The organism is Arthrobacter sp. UC242_113 (assembly GCF_044054585.1).
GTDB lineage: Bacteria > Actinomycetota > Actinomycetes > Actinomycetales > Micrococcaceae > Arthrobacter.
This window is the reverse complement of sequence record NZ_CP171968.1, coordinates 546,169-569,897: the sequence shown is the minus strand read 5'-3', so window position 1 is coordinate 569,897 and position 23,729 is coordinate 546,169. Positions and strand designations below refer to the sequence as shown.

Below are 23,729 nucleotides of genomic sequence, written 5' to 3'. Positions count from 1 at the left end.
ATGACCAAAAGCGCCGACACGCACTGCCCTTATTGCGCCTTGCAGTGCGCCATGACGCTCAAGTCCCCGGCGGCTCCGGCCGCTACGGACCTGGCCCCGGCTGTGCAGCCGGGGCCAGGTCCCGTGCCGGCTGTGCCGGCCCTTGAAGTGAGCGGCCGCGACTTCCCCACCAACCGCGGCGGCCTTTGCCGCAAGGGGTGGACGTCCGCATCGCTCCTGCAGCACCCCGGACGCGTCACCGAGCCCATGTTCAAGGGGCCCGACGGCGTGTTCCGCCCCATCTCCTGGGACGAGGCCCTGGGCCGCGTCACCGCCGCCGTCAAGGATGCCCGTGCCAGGTACGGCGCGGACTCCGTCGGTGTGTTCGGCGGCGGCGGCCTCACCAACGAAAAGGCGTACCAGCTGGGCAAGTTCGCCCGACTCGCGCTGGGCACCTCCCGGATCGACTACAACGGCCGGTTCTGCATGTCGTCGGCGGCTGCCGCGGGCATGCGGGCCTTCGGACTGGACCGCGGGCTGCCCTTCCCGCTTGAGGCACTGGACACGGCCAGCACCATTCTGATGCTCGGCTCCAACGTGGCCGAGACCATGCCGCCGTTCGTCCAGCACCTGCAGGGGGTCCGCGACGCCGGCGGTTTCATTGTGGTGGACCCGCGGCGTTCTGCCACGGCCAAGTTCACCTCCGACGGCGGCGGAATCCACCTGCAGCCCCTGCCGGGCACCGACCTCACCCTGCTGCTGGGCATCTCCCACGTGGTGATCCACGAAGGCCTCCTCGATACCGACTATGTCCAGGCGCGCACCACCGGCTTCGACGCCGTGGCCCGGTCCGTCAACGCCTACTGGCCGGAGCGGGTCCAGTCCATCACCGGCGTTCCCGCCGACCTCATCCGCGAGACGGCCCGGCGGCTGGCCGCCGGGGCCCGCCGGGGCGGCAGCTACATCCTGACCGGACGCGGCGTGGAGCAGCACGTGGACGGCACCGACACCGCCACGGCCGCCATCAACCTCAGCCTCCTGCTGGGCCTGCCCGGCAGCGCCCGCAGCGGCTACGGCACCCTCACCGGCCAGGGCAACGGCCAGGGCGGCCGCGAGCATGGCCAGAAGGCCGACCAGCTGCCCGGCTACCGCAAGATCACCGACCCCGCCGCCCGGGCGCACATGGCCTCGGTCTGGGGCGTGGACGAGTCGCTCATCCCCGGTCCCGGCCTGCCGGCCGTGCAGCTGCTCAAGTCACTGGGACAGCCCGACGGCGTCCGCTGCCTTTTCGTGCACGCCTCCAACATCGCGGTGGCCTCGCCGGACGCCAACGCCGTCATCCGCGGGCTCCGCAGCCTGGATTTTCTGGTGGTCTGCGACTTCTTCATGTCCGAGACCGCGGCCGAGGCCGACCTCGTCCTGCCGGTGCTGCAGTGGGCGGAGGAGGAAGGCACCCTGACCAACCTCGAAGGGCGCGTCCTCCGCCGCCGCCAGGCGATCCAGCCTCCCGCCGGTGCCCGTAGCGAACTGTGGATCATGGCCCGGCTGGCCGAGGCACTCGACGCACCGTCCACCTACAGCGACGATCCGGAGACAGTGTTCGAGGAGCTGCGCCTGGCCTCCGCCGGCGGGGCGGCTGACTACTCCGGCATCGACTACGCCATGCTGGACAGCGGCGCAGCCGCGTACTGGCCCTACCCTGCCGGCAGCACCGGAACTCCGCGCATGTTCCTGGACAGCTTTGCCCACCCGGACGGCAAGGCAGTTATGACCCCGGTGGCGCCCCGCCGCCGTCGTACTTCCATGGCGCATCCCGACCCGGCCGCCAAGCCCATGACCCTCATCACCGGCCGCCTGCTGGAGCACTACCAGTCCGGTGCGCAAACCCGGCGGGTGGCCGAGCTCCTGGCATCCCAGCCAGAGGCCAGGATGCAGATCCATCCGGCCGCCGCGGCGGCCATGGGCATCACGGACGGCGCAGAGGTCTCTGTAGCTAACGAGCGCGGCGAGGTGGTCTGCCGGGCCGAGCTCAGCACCGCCATCCGCCCCGAAACCGTCTTCCTGCCGTTCCACTTTCCCGAACTGGAAAGCGCGAACCGGCTGACGGAAGCGGCCACGGATCCCATCTCGGGGATGCCCGAATTCAAGTTCAACAAAGTGTGGGTCCGGCTGGCAGCGGCCACCCCGGACACCAGTCTTCTTCAGACAGCGGAGGCCTCATGAGCGAGCAGATTGTAATTGTCGGATTCGGTCCGGTGGCGGCACGGCTGGTCGACGAACTGCTGCCGGCACTGCGTGCCGGGCAGGTAGGACTGACGGTCATCGGCCAGGAAGCCGAGGCCGCGTACAACCGCGTGCTGGTGGCCGACCTTGGGGTTGGCCGCACCACCCCCGAGGCGCTGGCCCTCGCCGACGCAGCAGCGCTGGTGGCCGACGGCGTGGACGTCCGGCTCGGTGTGAAGGTCCGGCGCGTGGACCGCGCACGGCAGTCCGTCATCCTCTCCGACGGCACTTCCGCCCACTACGACCGGCTGGTCTTCGCCACCGGTTCCCGGCCCGTGATCCCCAACCTCACGGGGCTAAACCCGGACCCTGCTGCTCCCGTGCTTCCGCCGGGTGTCACCGCGCTCCGCGACCTCCGCGACGCCGAGGTGCTGCGCCAGGCGGTGGCTGGCCGCAAGCGCGTGGTGGTGCTGGGCGGCGGCGTGCTGGGGCTTGAGACGGCCCTCGCGGCAGCAGAGGAAGGCGCCACGGTCACGGTGGTGCACAACGGGCCCCACCCGCTGGGCCGGAACATCGACCGCGGCGGCGGCGCCGTGCTGGCCGCCGGCCTGCGCAGCTGCGGCGTCCGGGTGGCCGGCAACGCCCGTTCCACGGGCATTGAGCACAACGCGCCCAACGGCGGGTTCTCGGCTCTGCTGCTCGACGACGGATCGGCGATCGACGGCGACCTGCTGGTCCTGTCCTGCGGCGTCCGCCCACGAACTGAGCTCGCCGAGGGCTGCGGGCTCTCCACCGGGACGGGCATCCTGGTCGACCACCGGTTGCGCGCCCACCACGAGCCGCACATCTTTGCCATTGGCGACTGCGCCGAGGTCCGCTGCCCGGATCCTGCCTGCATCGAGTGCCGCACCGTGCGCGGACCCTCCGGCCTGGTAGGTCCCGGCTGGCGCCAGGCCGAATGGCTGGCCGAATACCTCCTGCTGCTGTCCGAGGGTTCCGCGGAGGACGCCGACTCGCTGCCCCCGCTCCCCCAGGAAAAGCCGGGTGTGATCGTGCTGAAGGCCCGTGGCATGAACATGGCGGTGGCCGGAGACAACTCCGCCGATCCCTGGGATGAGGAAGTCCTGACGGCCGGCGCCGTCAACGGCAGACCGCGGCTGCAGATCGCCCAGTGGGCCGACCCGGAGCACGGGCGCTACGTCAAGATGACCACCCGCGGCGGTGTGCTGGAGGGCCTGGTCAGCGTGGGCATGCCACGCACCGCGGGAGAGCTGGTGCAGCTCTTCGAACGCGGCGCCGAACTGCCTGCGGACAGGTCCCTGCTCCTGCGCCTCGACGGACCCGACCAGCTGGCCCCGGCCGGTGCCTCCAACGACCCAGAGAGCACGGTGTGCCGCTGCGCCGGCGTGAGCGGCGGCAAGATCGCCGAAGCGGTGACCGGCGGCTGCTCCACGGTGGCCGAGGTCTCCGCTTCCACCCGTGCCGGCACCGGCTGCGGCGGCTGCCACGAGGACATCAAGGGGCTGATCGAGAAGCACTTTCAGGGGGCTGCCGCGTGAAGGCTGACGGCTCTTGGCAGGAGTGCCAAAGAGTGTGTTTATTAGCTACCAATATGGGATGAAAGTATCGGATAAAAATCCGGCCTACTAATGAAGCCCAGCCCTTGCCTCGTGCCGCAGAGGCGAATAACATCATTTCCACTTGCGCCGGCGTTTCCGGCAGAATGAGCGGCGGTATTCCATACGACCGCAGTCAGGGCTTTGTCCCGAATTCTTTTCGGCGTACGGTCTCCTGTATTTGATTATGCTGGTGCGCCAGCCTTTCCGGCTCGAGGAATGTACTCCCTTATGGGCAAAGGCGCCCAATTGTTCTGGCGTACCGCAGGTGGCGGTACGCCCTCGGGGCATTCCGCGATCCTACAACGATGGGTCACAATCATGATCAAGAGACTTCTCACTTTGATGGCCGCAACGGCGTTGGCCATGGCTACACCCCTTTCGGCCTCGGCCGCCCCCACCACTCAGCAGAGCTACGCCTCCTTGGCGGCGCGGTGGTGGATCTGGGCTGGTTCCCAACCGGTTCCCACAAACCCCCTCGTAGACAAAACCGGCAAGGACTGCGCCAACGGCCAGACCGGGAACACATGGTTCCTCGCGGGTGTCAGCGGCGGCGGCAACGTTTCCCGTACATGCACGGTCCCCGCCGGGTCCGACCTCTTCTTTCCCCTCATCAATATTGTGGACGTTGAGGCCAAGTCGGATAACGTCACACCTGGTGCCGTTCGCAAAATACTCGCAGGCTTGGACGTCAAGAAGGGTTCGAGCAATTTGACGGTTACTTTAGATGGAAAGGAAATCGGTCCGAACGTCATCCAGTACGAGGAAAGTCCGTTTTTTGCGGTCACTCTTCCCCAGCATAATATCTTTTCAAGTCCTGCGGGAGTTTATGATCCTTGCGCGGATAACGGCTACTACGCTCTCATCCGAGGCACAACTCCCGGCGAGCATACGCTCAAATTCACGGGCGCATATGAGGGAACGCTTTTCAAATTCTCCATCAATGCAACGTATCACCTGACCATCACCGGCTGATCAGCAAAATCCAGGATCTGCGGCCCGCGCCTGCCGGAACTTCGCCTGGCAGGCCGGTGCCGTGTATAAGGCTGTTTTGTAACTGGGCTCCTTACCTGTGAGGGTGCCGCGTCACACAAATCGGGCGTGCCGCTGCTGGCCGGTAGCATCGGGAGCATGAATGCCGACGAAGACGACGACATCACCGAAGAACTGCTGGCCGACTCCGAGAAGCTCACCGGGCTGAGCCTCGAGCTCCTGGGGCTGGACCCGCATCCCGACGACATGACCGCCGAGCAGCGGCTCGAGTTCGACCCCGAGGACTTGGCGGAGATGGCCTCTGCGGGCTCCGACGACCGGGAGCGGGCCGCGCGCCAGACGCGGTTGCTGGCGGGCCTGCTGTGGAATTCGTCCAGCATCCTCATCGACCAGCTGTTCCGCGACCTCGGCACTCTGCACGAGCTGGAGACGGTCACGCCCGAGGCCATCGCCGGAACGTCCGTGCTGTCCTCGCTGCCCCCGCAGTTCGCGTCCAGCTATGACGCGAAGTTCACGCAGCGGTTCATCGTGGTGGCAGCAGACGTCACCGCATCCTTTGCCCGTGGCTGGGCTGCTCCCGGCTGTCTCGCCGGCGAGCTCGCTGTCCATTGCCTGCTCGACCAGGCCAGGATCACCGAGGACATTTACGAACTGGACCTGCCCGAGGAGTGGCGGGCCATCGTTGAGGAGGTCCTGCTGGAGGACGCCGACTCAGCATTCCTGTACGCGGACGGCGCCAGCGAGCAGGATGCTAACCAGCTGGATATTCGGCACTGGTTCGAGCCCTTCACGCCTGGCGACGCCGTTCCTCCTTACGCCTGTTCCTGAACCCCTGCCAGTTACCTGAGTCCGTGCCCGGCTTGGGTCGCCGTGATGTTGAAGGAACCGTCCAGCTTCACTGTGGCCCGCGAGCCGTCAGCCTTCGTAATGTGTGCTTCGTAGACCGCGCCCTCGGCGTCCGTCTCAACCCGGTGGACCGTCGCGCCGGGGTTGGCCGCGAGCACCGCATTCTTCACCCGGGTGGCGGTGGTCCCCGTCAGCAGCTGCTCGGTAATCCCGTTGGCCTGGTGGCCACCTTTGGCGGAGTCCGTGCTGGACTGGCTTCCGGTGCTGCTTGTTGCCAAAGAAAGAATGGGATAGCCCATGGCGAGGTAGGCACCGCCGCCCACGAGGGCCGCTACGAGGGCGGTGTTGATTGCGGCTTTCTGAACAGTGATCATGGCATGCTCCTGGCTTCCGCGGTCCGACCGTCCGGAAGTACTCTCCGCTTGGCTGACCGCACGTGATCGGTCTGTCGTGGCCCGGTGCCGCCAACCCCGGGGATCGACAGTTCGAATTTTACTCAGCTGTGCAGGTGCCGACTAGGAGAACGCTGCCATTCACAGGTTGCATGGCACTGGTTAGATGTGCACGTGCAGCCGGCGTGCAGCCTCGGAGATGGAGCCGCTCAGCGACGGGTACACGGTGAAGGTGCTGGCGACGTCGTCGACGTGCAGTTTCTGCTTCACCGCGATGGAGATGGCGAAGATCAGCTCGGACGCGTTGGCGCCTACCACGACGCCGCCGATCACTGTCCCGGACCCCTTGCGGGCGAAGATCTTGACGAAGCCGTCCTTGACGTTGCGCATCTTGGCGCGGGCGTTGCTCTTCAGGGACAGCTTGATGATGTCGCCCTGGTACTTGCCGGACTCGATCTCCGCCTCGGACACGCCCACCGACGCGATCTCGGGCGAGGTGAAGATGTTGGAGGCCACCTGGTGCAGCTTGATGGGGGTCACCTGATCGCCCAGGAAATGCGCAATCGCGATCCGGCCCTGCATGGCCGCGACGGAGGCGAGGGCCAGGACGCCGGTGCAGTCGCCGGCGGCGTAAATGTTCGGGGCGGTGGTGCGGGAGACGCCGTCGACCTTGATGTGGCCGCTTTCGGTCAGTGCGACGCCGGCTTCCTCCAGGCCGATGCCGGCCGTGTTGGGAATGGAGCCCACGCACACCAGGCAGTGGCTGCCCGTGACCTTGGAGCCGTCCCCGAGGGTGACCACCACGCCGTCGTCGGTCCGTTCCACCGTCTCGGCCCGCGAACGGGACAGCACCTTCACGCCGCGGCGTTCGAAAACTTCTTCCAGCACCTCGGCGGCGTCCGTGTCGGAACCCGGAAGCACGCGGTCGCGGCTGGAGATCAGGGTGACCTTCGAGCCCAGGCCGTTGTAGGCGGACGCGAACTCGGCGCCGGTCACGCCGGACCCCACCACGATCAGTTCCTCCGGCAGCTCGTCCAGGTTGTAGATCTGGGCCCAGTTCAGGATCCGTTCGCCGTCCGGCCGCGCAGTCGGCAGTTCCCGCGGGTGCGCCCCGACGGTCAGCAGGATGGCGTCCGCCTCGACGGTTTCGGTTCCGTCGACCGTCAGGACCTCAATGGTGCGGTTGTCCACCAGCTTGCCGGAGCCGTTCAGGATCCGGACGTTCTGGTGCTCCAGGCCGGTCTGGATGTCGACGGACTGCTGGCGGGCGAGGCCGAGCAGGCGGTCATTGATGTGCTTGAGATCCGCGCGCATGACCGGAACGAAGTCCCCGCCGTCGACGTCGAACTTGACCCCCAGCTCGCCGGCACCGCCGACGCGTGTCATCAGGTCCGCCGTCGCGATCAGCGTCTTGGACGGCACGACATCGGTCAGTACCGCCGAACCGCCGAGGCCGGCACGCTCGATGATGGTGACTACGGCTCCCAGCGAGGCGGCCACCATGGCGGCTTCGTAGCCGCCCGGACCTCCGCCGAGAATCGCGATTCGGGGGGCGCTGAAATCAGGATGCATAGTCACAAGAAGTCATTCTCCTGCATCCGGCGCCGGACCACCAATCTTCCGGGCCTGGCCGGGCAGCCCGCAAGGGGGGCGTTTCTGCTGCCCGCACCCGCTCCGGCACGGTAGCTTGGACCGGGTGAGCACAACAGAATTCCCGGACACGGATCCCTTCGAGGCAGCGCGGACGGCCGCAGACTACATCGCGTCGGAGACCGGCGTCGCAACGCACGACATCGCCCTGGTCCTGGGCTCGGGCTGGGCCGAGGCCGCCGACCTCATCGGCGAAACCACCGCCACGCTGGCGGCTTCCGAGGTCCCGGGCTTTTCGGCTCCCGCCGTGGAGGGACACGTGGGCACCATCCGGTCGGTGCTGACGCGTGAAGGCAAGCGCGCACTGGTGCTCGGCGCCCGCACCCACTACTACGAGGGCAAGGGCGTCCGGGCCGTTGCCCACGGCGTGCGCACCGCAGCTGCCGCGGGCTGCCGGACCCTGGTGATCACCAACGGCTGCGGCGGGCTGAATGAAGACTGGGCACCCGGCACTCCCGTGCTCATCAAAGATCACATCAACCTCACCGCGGCGTCCCCGCTCGAGGGAGCCACATTTGTGGACCTGACCGATCTGTACTCCTCGCGGATCCGGGATTTGGCCCGCGAGGTGGACCCGTCCCTGGACGAAGGTGTGTACGCCCAGTTCACCGGCCCGCACTACGAGACGCCGGCCGAGGTGCAGTACGCCAAGCGGATCGGTGCCGACCTGGTGGGCATGTCCACGGCGCTGGAGGCCATCGCTGCGCGGCACGCCGGCATGGAGGTCTTCGGCATCTCGCTGGTCACCAACCTCGCGGCCGGCATCAGCCCGACGCCGCTGAGCCATGAGGAAGTGCTCGAAGCCGGACACGCTGCCGGGCCCCGCATCTCCAAGCTCCTCGCGGAGATTATCGGCCGGCTCTGAGCCCGCTCTTCTAGTCCCGCGCGCCGTTTGCGCCGAGGAGTTGGGCGAGCGAGCTGGCCCGGGCCTCGGGGAACCGCCGTTCGAGCGACTGCGCAATGCCTGCCACGGTCTGCCGCGCGAGTTCGGTCCGCCAGGCCAGCTCCGCCTGGCGCATGGACTGGGAAATGATGCAGCTGCGGAAGTAGTCCTCGTCCGCATCACCGCCCGGGCAGTTCGCCAGGATGCCGTCGCAGCGGAAGGCCAGGTCCCGCCCTTCGATGGCCAGCACCACGTCCAGCACCGAGATCCGGTCAGGCCGCCGCGCCAGCTGGAACCCACCCCTGGGGCCGGACACGGACTGCAGGACGCCTGCCCGCACCAGGCACTGAAGCTGCTTGTTCAGGTACGCCGGTGGCAGCTTATACAGCTCCGCCAGCCTGCCGCTGCTGATCGGTTCCCCGGCGGGCGCCCATGCCATGTTGACGCAGCAATGAAGGGCCCACTCCACCCCCTGGTTCAACTTCACAACCAAGACAGTACGTGTCCAGAATCTCTTGTCAAGAAGCGCTCGGGGCCCCATGGACCGGTGAGGTTGTGACGGGTCAGCAGTTCCGCCCGGCACCGCTCCGCCGCACTTTGACGATAGTTTGGACTGTATGACGTCCTCCGAAGCCGATCTGCAGCTGCTCAACGACGCCCGCGCCTGGGCCGCCCAGGATCCGGATCCCCGGACCGCGGCAGCGCTGACCGAACTCGTGGAGCTCGCCGAGAACGGCACGCCCGCCGCCCGGCAGGACCTTGAAGACAGCTTCCGGGGAACGCTGCAGTTCGGAACGGCCGGCCTGCGTGCCGCCCTGGGCCCGGGGCCCAACCGGATGAACCGCGTCGTGGTCCGCCGCGCGGCGGCGGGCTTCGCCAATTTCCTGGTCCGGGCGGTGGCGGAGGCTGCGTCCGGAACCCGGCCACGCGCCGTCGTCGGCTACGACGCCCGCTACAACTCCGACATTTTCGCAACGGAGACGGCGGCGGTGTTCACTGCGGCCGGCATCGAGACGTTCCTGATGCCGGCTCCACTGCCGACGCCGCTGGTGGCGTATGCGGTCCGGGCGCTGCAGTGCGACGGCGGCGTGATGGTCACAGCGAGCCACAACCCTCCGCAGGACAACGGCTACAAGGTGTACCTGGGCCGGCATGCGGTGGAAGAAAGCGGCCGGGGCGCGCAGATCGTGGCGCCGTACGACGCCCTGATCGCCGCCGAAATCAGCAAGGCGGGCGACCTTGCCTCGATCCCCCTGGCCCAGGACGGTTGGACAGTTTTGGACGACGGGATCGTCCAGGACTACGGGGCTGCCACGGCAGGGCTGGCCGACCGCGGGCTTTTCCCGGCCCGGGACCTTAAAATCGTCATGACACCGTTGCACGGCGTCGGCGGAGCAACGGCTGTCTCCGTCCTGCAGGCAGCCGGATTCACCGACGTAACCCTGGTCAGCGAACAGGCCGAACCGGACCCGGACTTCCCCACGGTCAGTTTTCCCAACCCTGAAGAACCCGGCGCCCTCGATCTGGCCCTGGGTGAGGCGATGCAGGCGGACGCAGACATTGTCCTGGCCAACGACCCGGACGCGGACCGTGCCGCGGTGGCCGCGAAGGACCCGGACACGGGTGCGTGGCGGATGCTGCGGGGCGATGAGGTGGGCGCCCTCCTGGGAGCACACGTCGTGGCGCGCCTGGCCGCCTCCAAAGCGGACTCGCCCGGAGCGGACGCTGCCGGAGCGGATGATGCCGGAGCGGACGCGGGCGGCGGCGTGTTCGCCAATTCGATTGTTTCGTCGCGGCTGCTTTCACGCATCGCCGCCGCAGCCGGGTATGCGCATGAGGAAACGCTGACCGGGTTCAAGTGGATTTCCCGGGTGCCGGGCCTCGTCTACGGCTATGAGGAGGCGCTGGGTTACTGTGTTGCGCCGAACCTGGTCCGTGACAAGGACGGACTGTCCGCCGCGGTGCTGATCGCGGAACTGGCCGCCGCTGCAAAGGCCGAGGGCAAGACGATCTTCGACACCCTGGACGAGCTCTATCTGGTGCACGGCCTCCATGCGAGTGACCAGCTGAGCATCCGCGTGGCTGACCTCGGCCTGCTGGATGCCATGATGAACCGGCTGCGCGTGAACCCGCCCGAATCGTTTGGCGGGTCGGCGGTGGAGTCATTCGTGGATCTGGCCGAAGGCAGCGAACAGCTGCCTCCGACCGACGGGCTGCTCTATATGACCCGCGACCTCAGCCGCGTGATCATCCGGCCGAGCGGCACGGAGCCGAAACTGAAGTGCTACCTGGAGGTCATCCAGAGCGTCGGCTCGGCCGCTGAACTGCCCGAGGCCCGGCTGGCGGCGAGGGCCGCCCTGGACCAGGTGCTCACTGACGTGCGCGAGGCCCTGGGGCTGTAGGCGGCCCGGGCCCTTTAGTCCCCCGCCCCTTAGAAGGGCGGCGCTGAAAGCTTGGGCCTTAGAGCTCAACCTCGATGAAGCCGTCCACGATGCGCGTGCTGAACGCGGCCAGGCGCAGGTCCCCGTTGCCGAAGCACTCGCCCGTCTCAAGGTCGTAAACCTCCTTGTGCAGCGGCGAGGCGATGGTGGGGCGAAGGCCGCGCGATCCGAGGATGCCGCGCGCCATAACGAAGGCGCCGGTGGCCGGGTCCTCCTGAGCGACCGCGAAAACCTCACCGGGGCCCGTGCGGAACAGCGCCACCTGCTGGCCGGCCACGAGTGCCGCTTCACCCCAGGCCAGTTCCAGGTCCTCCACCGCGCAGACGCGGTGCCAGCCTGCTGCATATCCGGTGACGAGATCCTCAAGTTCCAGTGTTGCCGTCATGTCCGGCTCCTCTCCCTTTGCGTGCTTTCCGGCGGCGGGCCGGTCCTGCGAGGCGTGTGTTTGCGCCTGCTGTTGCCGCCGCTGCGGCCGTATACCAAAGCTAGGATGACGGTGTTTCGGCGGGGTGCAGTCAATGTGTCAAGAACGTAAAAGACACCTCACGGGACCCGAAACAATCCCGTGATGCAGAAGTTAAGTTCACGAAACAATTGGGAAACTGAAGCGAAACTGCGCCTCCCTAGGCTGGATGCACAAGCTGCAGAGCACCGTCTGCGGCCCAGCGAAAGGCCCACAGTGACCGAACAGACTTCAACCTCATCGACTCCGCGCCGCATTGTGGTCGCCGGCGGCGGCCCTGCAGCCCACCGTTTTGCTGATGCCATGCATGCCCGCGGCCTCGAAGGCTGGCATGTCACTGTCCTTACTGAGGAAGCCCACCTCCCCTATGACCGGGTTGCGCTCTCCAAGGCCCTCACCGATATGGACTACGACCTCACCCTGGGCGAGGCCGCCATGTGGGAGCACGCTTCCGTGGACCTGAAGACCGGCGAGCGCGTGATCAAGATCAATGCCGAGGCCAAGACGGTGGAAACCGCTGCCGGCAACACGTTCGAATACGACGAACTGGTGGTCGCCACGGGTTCAAATGCCGCCCGTCTGCCGATCCCGGGCGCCGAACTCACCCACGTGTACCGCACGCTGGAAGACGTCTGGGCCATCAACAAGGCCATCGCCGAACTGACGGAAAAGCTCGGCCGCAAGGTCAAAGCGGTCACCATCGGTGGCGGCCTCCTCGGCCTCGAGTCGGCAGCCGGCACGGAGCAGCTGGGCGCCACGCCAATCGTCATCGACGGTTCCCAGTGGCTGATGGCCACGCAGCTCGACGAAGGAGCGGGCCAGGCAATGGGCCGGCTCATCAAGGCCAAGGGCTTTGAAGTCCACGGCGGCGTCTTCCCGTCGGAGGTCCTTTCCGACGGCGAAGGCCAGGTCACGGGTGTGCTCATGGCCGACGGCCGCACCATCGATGCAGACATAGTGATCGTCGCCATCGGCGTCCGGCCCCGCGACGAACTCTTCCGCGCCGCCGAGGGCGAGGAACAGGTGTTCAGCCTTGGCCAGCGCGGAGGCGTGGTCATCAACGACTACTGCGCCACCGAGGTACCGGGCATCTGGGCCATTGGTGAAGTAGCCAACTTCGGCGGCATGTGCCTGGGCCTCGTTGCCCCGGCCAACACCATGGCCGAGATCGTGGCAGACCGCCTGCACGGCGGGGATGCAACCTTCCCCGGATTCGACACCGCCACCAAGCTGAAGCTGTCCGGCGTGGATGTGGCCAGCTTCGGCGACGCCTTCGCCAAGACCGAGCACGCCCTCGAGATCGTCTACGCCGACCCCGCCCGCGGCGTTTACCAGAAGATTGTCACCACCGACGACGCCAAGACCCTCCTCGGCGGCATCTTCGTGGGTGACGCCTCACCGTACATGAGCCTGCGTCCGCTCCTGGGCCGCGAACTTCCCGCCGAGCCCGGAGCGTTCCTCAGCGCGGCCGGCGGCGGCGACGCCCCCGAAACCGAACTGCCGGACGACGCCACCCTGTGCTCCTGCAACAACGTCGCAGCCGGAACCATCCGCGACGCCATCAACGGCTGCGGCGCCTGCGAAGGCAACGCCCCGGTGCAGGAACTCGGCGAACTCAAGGGCTGCACCCGCGCCGGCACCCAGTGCGGTTCCTGTGTGCCGATGCTCAAGAAGCTGCTCGAAACCGAACTGACCAAGTCCGGCGTCGAGGTTTCCAAGGCCCTCTGCGAGCACATCGAGCTGTCCCGCCAGGAACTGTTCGACGCCATCCGTGTCCTCGAACTGACCTCGTTCGAAGAGATCATGGCCAAGTACGGCACCGGTGCAGGCTGCGACATCTGCAAGCCGACCATCGGCAATATCCTCGCCAGCCAGAACAGCGCCTACGTGCTGGACGCCGGCCGCGGCACCCTGCAGGACACCAACGACCGCGCCCTGGCCAACATGCAGAAGGACGGCACCTATTCGGTGGTCCCCCGCATCGCCGGTGGCGAGATCACCCCGAAGAAGCTCGGCGTCATCGCCGCCGTCGCCGAAAAGTACAACCTGTACACCAAGATCACCGGCGGCCAGCGCATCGATATGTTCGGTGCCCGGCTGGAGGAGCTCCCGGAAATCTGGAAGGAACTGGTGGATGCCGGCTTCGAGTCCGGCCAGGCCTACGGCAAGAGCCTGCGCACGGTGAAGTCCTGCGTCGGTTCCACCTGGTGCCGCTTCGGCGTTCAGGACTCGGTGGCCATGGCCATCCAGCTCGAGCTCCGCTACCGCGGCCTCCGCAGCCCGCACAAGCTCAAGATGGGCGTCTCCGGCTGTGCCCGCGAATGCGCCGAGGCCCGCGGCAAGGACGTCGGCGTGATCGCCACCGCGGACGGCTGGAACCTGTACGTCGGCGGCAACGGCGGTGCCACCCCGGCCCACGCCCAGCTGCTGGCCAAGGACCTCGACGATGAAACCCTGATCAAGTACATCGATCGCTACTTCATGTACTACATCCGCACGGCCGACCGACTGCAGCGCACCGCACGCTGGCAGGAAGAGCTCGACGGCGGCATCAAGCACGTCGAGGACGTGGTGGTCAAGGACACCCTGGGCATCGCCGAGGACCTCGAGGCAGCCATGGCCAAGCACGTCGACACCTACATCGACGAGTGGGCAGACACCCTGAAGGACCCCGAGCGCCTCCGCCGGTTCCGCTCCTTCGTCAACGCCCCCGACCAGAAGGACGATTCCATCACCTTCGTCCCGGACGAGCGCGGCCAGATGCGCCCGGCAACGGCCGAGGAAAAAGGGAAGGTCCTGATCGGCGCTTCCATTCCGATGCGGCCCCGCGATGAGAACGAGGTATAGGCATGCAGCTCAGCATTGATCTCACCGGCCGCGACGTCCTGGTCACCGGCTCGGATTTCGCCGCCCGCCAGGCCGTCCGCCGCTACGAGGCAGCCGGCGCGGTCATCTCCCGCCTCAGCACCCCGCAAGGTGCCGGACACGACGGTCCCCTCCCCGAGCGCCCGTTCCTCGTCGCGGCGGTCGACGACGGCCAGACCGGCTGGGAGCCGCTGCTGGACCGCTGCCGCGCCGCCGGCATTCCGGTGGCGGCCGAGCCGGCCGCCGGCCGGGCCGGCCACGTCACGCTGGTTGGCGGCGGCCCGGGCACCGGCGAGCTGCTGACCGTGGCGGCCGTCAAGGCCCTGCGCGATGCCGACGTCGTGTTCTACGACCGGCTGGCCCCGTACCAGGAGCTGGCGTCCCTCACCTCCGCCGAGCTCGTCGACGTCGGAAAGCGCCCGGGACACCACAAGGTGAGCCAGGGCGACATCGAGAAGCTCATGGTCGCTTCCGCCTTGGAAGGCAACAACGTGGTGCGCCTCAAGGGCGGCGACCCGTACGTCTTCGGCCGCGGCGGGGAGGAAGTTGCTTCCTGCGTCGCCGCCGGCGTCCCCGTCCGGGTGATTTCCGGCGTCACCAGCGCCATCTCCGTACCGGCTGCCGCCGGCATCCCCGTGACGCACCGTGAAGTCAGCCACATGTTCACCGTCGTGTCCGGCCACGCGCCGCTCACGGAGAAGGAACTGACGCACCTGGCCGGCCTGGGCGGGACCATCGTGGTGCTGATGGGCATCGGCACGCTGCACCACCTCGCCGCCGGCCTGCGCCGCGCCGGGATGCGCAGCGACATGCCCATGGCCGTGGTGGAGCGCGGCTACCGGCCGGGCCAGAAGACCACCATCGCGGAACTGGGCACCATCGCAACTGCCGCCGCCGGCTGCAGCAACCCCGCCGTCCTGGTGATCGGCGAGGTGGTGCGGGTGGCTGAGGCCAACCGCGGGCATGCCGAGGCCGAGGCGGAACTCGACCGTCTGGCGGCCTCGCTGCTGGGTTCGTGATAGGCATGAACGCAATGAATGCACTAGCTCCCACCGAAACATCACCCGCCGAGACCGCACTCACCGAGACCGCACTGACCGAAAGCGCTCCGGAGGCTGCGGCCGAGGCCCCGCTGGAGGGTTTTCGGATCGGCGTGACGTCCCACCGCCGTTCGCGGGACCTCATCGAGGCCCTGGAACGCCGCGGCGCCGAGGTCCTGCACGCCCCGGCACTGAAGATCGCCCCCGTGAACGAGGACATCAGCCTCATCGAGGACACCAAGGCGATTATCGCGGCCAAGCCCGACCTCTGCATCGCCACCACCGCCTACGGCATGCGCCGCTGGTGCGAGGCCGCGGACGCTTCGGGGATCGGTGAGGAGCTGCTGGAAACCCTGGGCGCCTGCCGGATGTTCGTGCGAGGACCCAAAGCCCGCGGCGCCGTGCGCGCGGCCGGCCTGGCCGACGTCGGAATCAGCAGCGACGAAACCACCGCAACGCTGGTGGACATGCTGCTGGCCGAGGGCGTGCGCGGCAAAACCGTGGCAGTGCAGCTGCACGGCTACACGGATGTCCGCCAGCTGGAACGGCTGCGGATGTCCGGAGCCACCGTCCTGACCGTGACCCCGTACCGCTGGGTCAAGCCCGACGGCGCTGACCGGCTCCCCCGCCTGATCGAGGCCGCGTGCAGCGGCAACCTGGACGTCCTCACCTTCACGAGTGCCCCCGCCGTGGACGCCATGTGGAGCACGGCCCACGAGATGGGGCTGTACAAGCAGCTCGTGGAGAGCCTCAAGACCACGGTGACAACCGCCGTCGTTGGCCCGGTGACGGCGCAGCCGCTGCTGGACGCCGGCATCACTCCCCTGGTGCCGGAACGGTTCCGGATGGGCGCGCTGATCCGGCTGGTGTGCGAGCACCTCGCGCTGAACCATGTGCGCCGCCTGGACACACGGTCCGGAAAGGTGGAACTGCGCGGCCGTTCACTGCGGATCGATGGCGAGGCGGTGGAGATCGCTCCGGCGCCGCTGCTGCTGCTCCGCGCGCTCCTGGGCGCCGGCGGTGCGGTCCTTTCCCGGGAGTCCCTCTCCGAGCTGCTGGAACTGCGCGGCTCGGTGCACGCGCTGGACATGACGGTCAGCCGGCTGCGGTCTTCCCTGCCCGACGGCAAGCTCGTGGAAACAGTGGTGAAGCGCGGCTACCGCATCCGCGTCTAACGGACACGCGGTATGACGCGAATAACAGAGGGAGTTTTTGTCCAGATAATGGCCCCAAAACGTGGTTTAGGGCGCGATATCTGGACAAAAACTCCCTTTTGTTGCCCGGTGGTAACAAGCAGGGAACAGCCGGGGACAATTCCGCAATGGCAGGGAAACACCCGCGAAAAACGTTCCCCCTAGGCTGGGTCCCATCAGCACAACAGGGCCCCAGATCGGCCCGCCTGGTGCAGCATTCGAAAGGGCCCGCACATGTCCGCTCCGGCACAGTTTCCGTCCACCGCCACCCCTGCCGCCAAGATCGTCATCGCCGGGGCAGGCCCGGCAGCCCAGGCCCTCGTGGCCCAGCTGGCCGCCGCACGGTTCCCCGGAACCGTCACGGTGCTGAGCAGCCGCGACGACGCCCCCGACGATCTGATGGAACTGGCCGCCCTGCCGTTCGTCTCCGTGCGCTTCGGCCAGCCCGCCAGCCACATCGACGCCGCCGCCAGGGTGGTCACCACCGTGGACGGCATGGAGTTCGGTTACGACCAGCTGGTCATCGCCACCGGCTCGGCCCCGGTGGACTCCCCTGTCGACGGCGCCGGACGCTGCCTCAGCTACTCCACCATCGATGACGCCGCGAAGATCGGCCACGCCGTCAAGGAAGTCACCCGGGTCCTCGGCCGCAGGCCGCTGGGCATCCTGGTGGGCACGGGTCCAGCCGCCGGACAGGCCGAAGCAGTGCTCCGCGCCCGCGGCGTCCGGCCGGTCCGCACCACTGCCCGGCCCGCCGCCGTCGTGCCAACGCTTGCCGGCTCCGTCCTGCCGGCTGCCGGTGTCGTGTTCGAGGACGGCAGCCGCATGAGCGGCGACCTGGTGGTCCTCGCCGAGGACCGCACGCCCCGGGATGACCTGGCGGCCGCCGCCGGCGTGAAGACGGCGGCGACCGGAGGGATCGTCGTCGGCCGCGACTTCCGCACGTCCGTGCCGGGCATCTGGGCCGTCGGGGACGCGGCAGCGTTCGACGGCGTGCGGCTGGGACTGCTGGTGGCGTCCGGGTCCGCTGCCGGCGTCTGCGCGGCCGAGCTCATGGCCGCGCTTTCCGTGGGGCAACTGGCCACCGCTGCCTAGCTTTCCTGCTGTGGCAGGATGGTTCGCAAGGGCGCCGCGACACCCGGGGCGCCTTCGGCCAAAGGCCCATGGAAAGGACAAGCATGAGCAACGAAGCCAGCCCCGGAACGGGCACCGCGACCAGCCCCGCAGGATCTCCCGGGGAGGGCAGCGGGACGCGGGGCATCGCTTCCTTCATCGACCACACGCTGCTGAAGCCGGAGGCCAGTGAGGCGGAAATCCTCAAGGTGTGTGCCGAGGCCGCCGAGTACAGGTTCAAGTCGGTGTGTGTGAACCCCGTATGGGTCAAGACGGTGAAGACAGCGCTCAGGGGCACCGGCGTGCTCACGTGTTCCGTGGTGGGTTTCCCGCTGGGCGCCACGCCCGCCGACGTCAAGGCGTTCGAGGCCCGCGGGGCCGTGCTGGACGGCGCCGACGAAGTGGACATGGTCATCGACATCGCTGCGGCCAGGGCCTCGGACAAGGGCGCCCTGGTGGATGACATCAAGGCTGTCGCCGAGGCCGTCCACCAGGGCGAGGCGATCCTGAAGGTCATCATCGAGACTGCCCTGCTCAGCGATGACCAGAAGGTCCTGGCCTGCGAAGCGGCCGTGGAGGCGGGCGCCGACTTCGTCAAGACCTCAACGGGCTTCAACGGCGGCGGCGCTACGGTCGAAGATGTGGCCCTCATGCGGCGCACGGTGGGCCCGGACCTGGGGGTCAAGGCCTCCGGCGGCGTGCGTTCCCTCGAGGACGCACAGGCTATGATTGCTGCAGGTGCAACACGTATTGGCGCCAGCTCCGGTATTGCAATCGTCAAAGGCGAACAGGGTTCGTCTGCGTACTGACCGGCGGCAGCCACAGTTTGAGCCCCGCGGGGCCGAGGAGGAATGAATGTCCAGCAAGATTGACCAGCAGGTAAAGACGCCCCAGAACGAGAACAGCCTGGTTGGCAGCATCGTTCTCTTCGTGGTCATCATGGCCCTGTTCCTGGGCGCCATCTACTCGCTGTCCTTCCTGTCCTTGGAGAACCCGTGGCCGATGGCCGTCTGCCTTGGCCTGTTCGCCCTGGCGTTCTGGATCCCGCAGACCATCACCGGCCGCTCGGATTCGGCCGGCGAATACTAAACGCCACCCAGACTTTGCAGCCGAAGCCCCGGAACGTTCCGGGGCTTCGGCTTTTTAACTGTGCATCACGTTAACTGTGCATCACGGCAGTCCTGTCCTTCAGGGCAGCCCGCGGTCAGGTTAGTCCGAGCAGGCTGCTGGCCAGCCGGCCGGCCAGGGCCAGCGCCGCAGGGAAATGCGTGCCGGCCAGCGACCAGGCCGCCAGGCACATTCCCACCATGGCGTAGCCGCTCACCGGAATCAGCACCAGCCACTCGCGCCGGGAGCCCGCCCGGCCCAGCAGCGGGATGGAGAAGGCGCCGTTGGGCCGCCAGAAGTTCCGCAGCACCCACAACCGGCGCAGGAACCGCGGCGGCTTGATCACCAGCGGCCAGAGCAGCGGAACACCCCCGGTGGTCACCATGTCCCCCACAATGTGGACCACGACGCCGATCAGCATGGACATGGGCAGCCAGGTCCACTGGTGCGGTGCAAACCAGGTCACCAGGCCGGCCATGGCCAGGGCGAAGATCCAGTTGCTGATCCACCCGGACTTCGGAAACAGCTTCAGAGCCTTGGCCGCGATGTTGATCATGAACATGCACAGCAGCCCGGCGCCGACGGACAGCACGCCCCACGGCGTGTCCACCTGGATCTGCGCCGCCACCGCGGCGAGCAGCACGAACATGGCCGCCCCCAGCACCGAATGCGTACCTTGCCGGTGGCCGCCGCTGGCATTCTCGATGCCCACCGCAATCATGTTGGACAGCGGCGGCAGGGAGTGCGCCACGGTGCTGGAGCGGTGGTCCCAGTCGCACACGAGGGCGGTGCCCGCCGTCGCCATGCCGCCGATCAGCACGCCGGTGGCATCCAGGGGATACCAGCCCAGGGTATACGGCCCCGTCGAGGCAATAGCCACCCACGCCGCGGCCCCTGACGCGGCGTGGTGTCCTCCCATCACGGCTAGCCCTTCGTGGCTTCGAGCGGGACCGGAGCGTCGGAGAAAATGTTGCGGATGACGCCGTCGGCCCATGCCAGGATTTCGGCGTCCTGCAGGTCGCGGCCGCCGATCCGTGCGGTTTTCGGCTTGGGGATGAGGACGGCGTCGAGGGCGGGCTTGGACTGCGCGCCCGGGTACATGCGGTTAAGCCGGCATGGTTTTCGATTCGGGAAGCTGTGCCGGGGAGAACTTGATGAAGTTCCCCTGCAGGGCGACGTCGGACAGCCCGGCTTCGCGGGCACCCACCCGGAAGCGCGCGACGGCGACCAGGTTCTGGGCGGGCAGCGGCGGCTCGCCGTAGCGGTCCACGAGCTCGGCGAGGACTTCGTCGATGGCTTCGTTGGTGAGTGCCGACGCCAGCTTCCGGTAGGCCTCCAGCCGCAGCCGCTCCCCCGGCACGTAGTCGTGCGGCAGGTGCGCGTTGACGGGCAGCTCGATCTTCATCTCGGCGGCTTTCTCCTCGGCCTCGCCGCGGTACTCGGCCACGGCCTCGCCCACCAGCCGGATGTAGAGGTCGAAGCCGACGCCCTGGATGTGGCCGGACTGTTCACCGCCCAGCAGGTTGCCGGCGCCGCGGATCTCCAGGTCCTTCATGGCCAGCTGCATGCCCGCGCCGAGTTCGTTGTGGGTGGCCACGGCCTTCAGCCGTTCCAGCGCCACCTCGCCCAGGGGCTTCTCGGAGGGGTAGAGGAAGTAGGCGTAGGCCCGTTCGCGTCCGCGGCCGACGCGTCCGCGCAGCTGGTGGAGCTGCGACAGGCCGTACTTGTCCGCGCCGTCCACAATCAGGGTGTTGGCGTTGGAGATGTCCAGGCCGGTTTCGATGATGGTGGTGCACACGAGGACGTCGAAGCGCTTCTCCCAGAAGTCCACGATCATCTGCTCCAGGCGGCTCTCGGACATCTTGCCGTGTGCCACCTCGACCCTGGCTTCGGGGACAAGTTCGCGGATCTTGGCTGCGGTCTTTTCAATCGTGGAGACGCGGTTGTGGACGAGGAACACCTGGCCCTCGCGCATCAGTTCGCGGCGGATGGCAGCGGAGGTCTGCTTGTCCGTGTACGGGCCCACGTAGGTAAGCACGGGGTGGCGTTCCTCCGGCGGTGTGGCCAGCGTGGACGTTTCGCGGATGCCGGTCAGGGACATCTCCAGGGTCCGCGGAATCGGGGTGGCGCTCATGGCCAGGACGTCGACGTTGGTGCGCATCTTCTTCAGCGCTTCCTTGTGCTCGACGCCGAAACGCTGCTCCTCGTCCACGATCACCAGGCCGAGGTCCTTGAACTCGAAGTCCTTGGACAGCAGCCGGTGCGTGCCGATCACCACGTCCACGGAGCCGTTCTTCACGCCCTCGGCGGTTTCCTTGGCCTCCTTGGACGCCTGGAACCGGGACAGCGGCTTGACGCGCAGCGGGAAGCCGGAGAACCGCTCGGTGAACGTCTCATAATGCTGCTGGGCCAGCAGCGTGGTGGGCACTAGCACCGCCACCTGTTTGCCGTCCTGCACCGCCTTGAAGGCCGCGCGGACGGCGATCTCGGTCTTGCCGTAGCCGACGTCGCCGGAGACCAGCCGGTCCATGGGGATCTCCCGCTCCATGTCGGCCTTGACCTCGTTGATGGTGGTCAGCTGGTCCGGGGTCTCCACGTACGGGAAGGCCTCCTCAAGCTCGCGCTGCCACGGCGTGTCCGGCGCGAAGGCGTGGCCACGCGACGCCATCCGGGCTGAGTAGAGCCGGATAAGCTCGCCGGCGATCTCCTTGACCGCCCGGCGCGCCTTGGACTTGGTGCTGGCCCAGTCCGCGCCGCCCATCTTGCTGAGCACGGGCGTGTCGCCGCCCACGTAGCGCGTCACCTGGTCCAGCTGGTCGGTGGGCACGAACAGCCTGTCCCCCGGCGCCCCGCGCTTCGATGCCGCGTACTCCAGCACCAGGTACTCGCGGACGCCGTCACCGCCGCCGGCCACCTTGCGCTGGATCAGTTCCACGAACCGGCCGATGCCGTGCTGTTCGTGGACCACGTGGTCGCCGGCCACCAGCTGCAGCGGATCCACGGCGTTCCGCCGCTTGGACGGCATGCGGCGCATGTCCTTCGTGGAACCTGCCGAGGTGCGGCCCAGCAGGTCGGCCTCGGTCAGGAGACCGAGTTTCAGTCCGTCCAGGACAAAACCGCGTCCGACGGCGGCAGTGGTCACCTCGATGATCCCCGCCTGGGGTTCGTGGTCCAGCGTGTCCACCCGGGCGCAGGGGATGTCGGCGTCGTGGAACAGTTCGGCCAGGCGCTGGGCCGGGCCCGGGCCTTCGGTGGCCACCACGATCCGCCACTGGTCCCGCACGTGCGAGCCGATGAAGTCCATCATTTCCGCCACGTCGCCCTGGTAGCCGCGAGGTTCGCGGGCGTGGAGGTTGAGCACGTCGATGTCCGGCGTCAGTTCCTCGTCCGTGGCCAGCGACGTGATGGACCACCAGGACACCCCGTGCCCCAACGCCGCTGAGCGGGTCTCGGCCAGGGAACGGAAGCTGGCGGAATGCAGGGCTGCCGAGGCCTGCGAGCTGAGATCCAGCGGCGCGGTTCCGCCGTCCGAGGCCGTGGACCATGCCGCCTCCAGGAACTCCTCGTTGGTGGCCGCGAGGTCGTGGGCGCGGGTGCGGACCTTCTCCGGTTCGATGACCACGGAGATGGACCCCGCGGGCAGCTGTTCCATGAACGGGACCATGGCGTCCACGAGGACGGGCGCCAGGGATTCCATGCCTTCCACGGCGATGCCGCCGGCAATCTTCTCCAGCATGTCGGCAGCGGCGGGCAGCTGGGACTTCAGCGTGGCAGCCCGGGACATGACCGAGGGAGTGATCAGGATTTCCCGGCAGGGCGGGGCGTGGAGTTCGGTGGGGTGATGCACGCCGGGGGCGGACAGCGAGCGCTGGTCGGCGACGGCGAACCAGCGCATCTGGTCCACCTCGTCGCCGAAGAACTCCACCCGGATGGGGTGGTCCTCGGTGGGCGGGAACACGTCCAGGATGCCGCCGCGGACGGCGAATTCGCCGCGGTGCGTGACCATGTCCACGCGGGAGTAGGCGGCGGCCGCAAGGTTCCGGATCACGTCATTGAACGGGACCTCCTGGCCCACCTTCAGCGTCACCGGAATTAGTTCCCCCAGGCCGGCCACGATCGGCTGGACCACGGCCCGGACCGGGGCCACCACCACACGGAGCGGGCCCGCCGCGTTTTCCGGGTGGGCTGCGCCATCAGGATGGGCTGCGCCATCACGGTGTGCTTCGTCTTCAGGATGCGCCAGGCGCCGCAGGACCGACAGGCGGCGGCCCACCGTGTCCGAACGCGGGGAGAGCCGCTCGTGCGGGAGGGTTTCCCAGCTGGGGAACTCGGCCACGGCGTTGGCCGGCAGGTAGGCGCGGAGCGCGGCGGCAAGATCCTCGGCCTCGCGTCCCGTGGCGGTGACGGCAAGAACCACCCCAGGAGCGGTGTGATCCGAGGCAGCGCCGTCGTTTTCTGCTGTTTTCAGCAGGCCATCCGCCATCTCTGCCAGCAGCACGGGCCGCAAACCTGCGGGGGCGCTGATCTGGTAGTCCTCGCTGCGGCCACTGAAGCTCCGCGCCGCCTCGGTTTGCACCCGGGTGAACGTCCTGTCCGCCTGAAGGGCGCGGCGCAGGCCGTCGAGGGGCAGGCCGTTGGAGGGCTGGCCGGTAAGGCGCTGGCCTTTGGAGCTCATGGGCAGGATCTCCTGGAATCTCATTCGAACGCAGGCAACACGAAAAGCCGAGATTCTTGCGAATGCCGGGGCTTCCAGCCTACCCCCGCGGGCAGGCAGGCGGCATCCGGGCCCCCGGGGCCGCATTGATAAGCTTGCTGAACAGATGAAATTCGGCACATCCTGAAGCCAGCACTTCAAGTCCAGCACAGCCATGCCGCCGCCCCCAAGGAGACTCCCGTGAGCGACCAGACCGGAAATGACAGCAGCG

The 23,729-nt window shown here is 67.8% G+C and carries 17 protein-coding genes and 1 pseudogene; 12 read left to right on the top strand and 6 right to left on the bottom strand.

The features are described 5' to 3' along the window. From ACHMXB_RS02590 to ACHMXB_RS02575, 4 genes are all read left to right on the top strand, one after another. On the top strand, window positions 1-2,202 hold the full coding sequence (locus ACHMXB_RS02590; RefSeq protein WP_395402515.1) for a molybdopterin oxidoreductase family protein: 2,202 nt from the start codon (window positions 1-3) through the stop codon (window positions 2,200-2,202). After that, window positions 2,199-3,761: an FAD-dependent oxidoreductase gene (locus ACHMXB_RS02585; protein WP_395402513.1), complete on the top strand. Its 1,563-nt coding sequence runs from the start codon at window positions 2,199-2,201 to the stop codon at window positions 3,759-3,761. The genes ACHMXB_RS02590 and ACHMXB_RS02585 overlap by 4 nt, the downstream gene beginning before the upstream one ends. 378 nt (window positions 3,762-4,139) lie before the next feature. After that, window positions 4,140-4,793: a hypothetical protein gene (locus ACHMXB_RS02580; RefSeq protein WP_395402511.1), complete on the top strand. Its 654-nt coding sequence runs from the start codon at window positions 4,140-4,142 to the stop codon at window positions 4,791-4,793. Between the two features lie 156 nt (window positions 4,794-4,949). Beyond that, a complete protein-coding gene (locus tag ACHMXB_RS02575; protein ID WP_395402509.1) occupies window positions 4,950-5,639 on the top strand; it encodes a hypothetical protein in 690 nt (229 codons plus the stop codon). 11 nt (window positions 5,640-5,650) lie between these two features. On the opposite strand, the gene ACHMXB_RS02570 is transcribed toward ACHMXB_RS02575, so the two are convergent. Next, the gene (locus ACHMXB_RS02570) at window positions 5,651-6,031 is read right to left on the bottom strand and encodes a hypothetical protein (protein ID WP_395402507.1); all 381 of its coding nucleotides are present in this window, start codon (window positions 6,029-6,031) and stop codon (window positions 5,651-5,653) included. A 180-nt stretch (window positions 6,032-6,211) separates the two neighbouring features. Further along, window positions 6,212-7,627, bottom strand: a complete 1,416-nt coding sequence (locus ACHMXB_RS02565; protein WP_395402505.1) for an NAD(P)H-quinone dehydrogenase — start codon at window positions 7,625-7,627, stop codon at window positions 6,212-6,214. Window positions 7,628-7,745: 118 nt separating this feature from the next. Between ACHMXB_RS02565 and ACHMXB_RS02560 the strand changes: the two genes are divergently transcribed. Then, a complete protein-coding gene (locus tag ACHMXB_RS02560; RefSeq protein WP_395402503.1) occupies window positions 7,746-8,564 on the top strand; it encodes a purine-nucleoside phosphorylase in 819 nt (272 codons plus the stop codon). Between the two features lie 10 nt (window positions 8,565-8,574). On the opposite strand, the gene ACHMXB_RS02555 is transcribed toward ACHMXB_RS02560, so the two are convergent. Beyond that, window positions 8,575-9,069: an RrF2 family transcriptional regulator gene (locus ACHMXB_RS02555; protein ID WP_395402501.1), complete on the bottom strand. Its 495-nt coding sequence runs from the start codon at window positions 9,067-9,069 to the stop codon at window positions 8,575-8,577. Between the two features lie 130 nt (window positions 9,070-9,199). Between ACHMXB_RS02555 and ACHMXB_RS02550 the strand changes: the two genes are divergently transcribed. After that, on the top strand, window positions 9,200-10,984 hold the full coding sequence (locus ACHMXB_RS02550; protein ID WP_395402499.1) for a phospho-sugar mutase: 1,785 nt from the start codon (window positions 9,200-9,202) through the stop codon (window positions 10,982-10,984). 58 nt (window positions 10,985-11,042) lie between these two features. Here the strand turns inward: ACHMXB_RS02550 and nirD are convergent, their stop codons facing one another. After that, on the bottom strand, window positions 11,043-11,408 hold the full coding sequence (gene nirD / locus ACHMXB_RS02545; protein WP_395402497.1) for a nitrite reductase small subunit NirD: 366 nt from the start codon (window positions 11,406-11,408) through the stop codon (window positions 11,043-11,045). A gap of 294 nt (window positions 11,409-11,702) precedes the next feature. Between nirD and nirB the strand changes: the two genes are divergently transcribed. From nirB to ACHMXB_RS02515, 6 genes are all read left to right on the top strand, one after another. Further along, window positions 11,703-14,333, top strand: a complete 2,631-nt coding sequence (nirB, locus tag ACHMXB_RS02540) for a nitrite reductase large subunit NirB (RefSeq protein WP_395402495.1) — start codon at window positions 11,703-11,705, stop codon at window positions 14,331-14,333. Between the two features lie 2 nt (window positions 14,334-14,335). Then, window positions 14,336-15,370, top strand: coding sequence for a uroporphyrinogen-III C-methyltransferase (cobA, locus tag ACHMXB_RS02535; RefSeq protein ID WP_395402493.1), 1,035 nt, complete (start codon window positions 14,336-14,338; stop codon window positions 15,368-15,370). A gap of 14 nt (window positions 15,371-15,384) precedes the next feature. After that, window positions 15,385-16,566: a uroporphyrinogen-III synthase gene (locus ACHMXB_RS02530; RefSeq protein WP_395402491.1), complete on the top strand. Its 1,182-nt coding sequence runs from the start codon at window positions 15,385-15,387 to the stop codon at window positions 16,564-16,566. Between the two features lie 252 nt (window positions 16,567-16,818). Next, window positions 16,819-17,679: an FAD-dependent oxidoreductase gene (locus tag ACHMXB_RS02525; RefSeq protein WP_395402489.1), complete on the top strand. Its 861-nt coding sequence runs from the start codon at window positions 16,819-16,821 to the stop codon at window positions 17,677-17,679. Between the two features lie 83 nt (window positions 17,680-17,762). Then, window positions 17,763-18,506: a deoxyribose-phosphate aldolase gene (deoC, locus tag ACHMXB_RS02520; RefSeq protein ID WP_395402487.1), complete on the top strand. Its 744-nt coding sequence runs from the start codon at window positions 17,763-17,765 to the stop codon at window positions 18,504-18,506. 46 nt (window positions 18,507-18,552) lie between these two features. Continuing rightward, entirely contained in the window at window positions 18,553-18,786 is a 234-nt protein-coding gene (locus ACHMXB_RS02515) for a hypothetical protein (RefSeq protein ID WP_395402485.1), read from the top strand. A 115-nt stretch (window positions 18,787-18,901) separates the two neighbouring features. Here the strand turns inward: ACHMXB_RS02515 and ACHMXB_RS02510 are convergent, their stop codons facing one another. Further along, window positions 18,902-19,723, bottom strand: a complete 822-nt coding sequence (locus tag ACHMXB_RS02510; protein WP_395402483.1) for a metal-dependent hydrolase — start codon at window positions 19,721-19,723, stop codon at window positions 18,902-18,904. A gap of 5 nt (window positions 19,724-19,728) precedes the next feature. Continuing rightward, a pseudogene (gene mfd / locus ACHMXB_RS02505) lies at window positions 19,729-23,479 on the bottom strand (transcription-repair coupling factor). Window positions 23,480-23,729 lie beyond the last annotated feature (250 nt).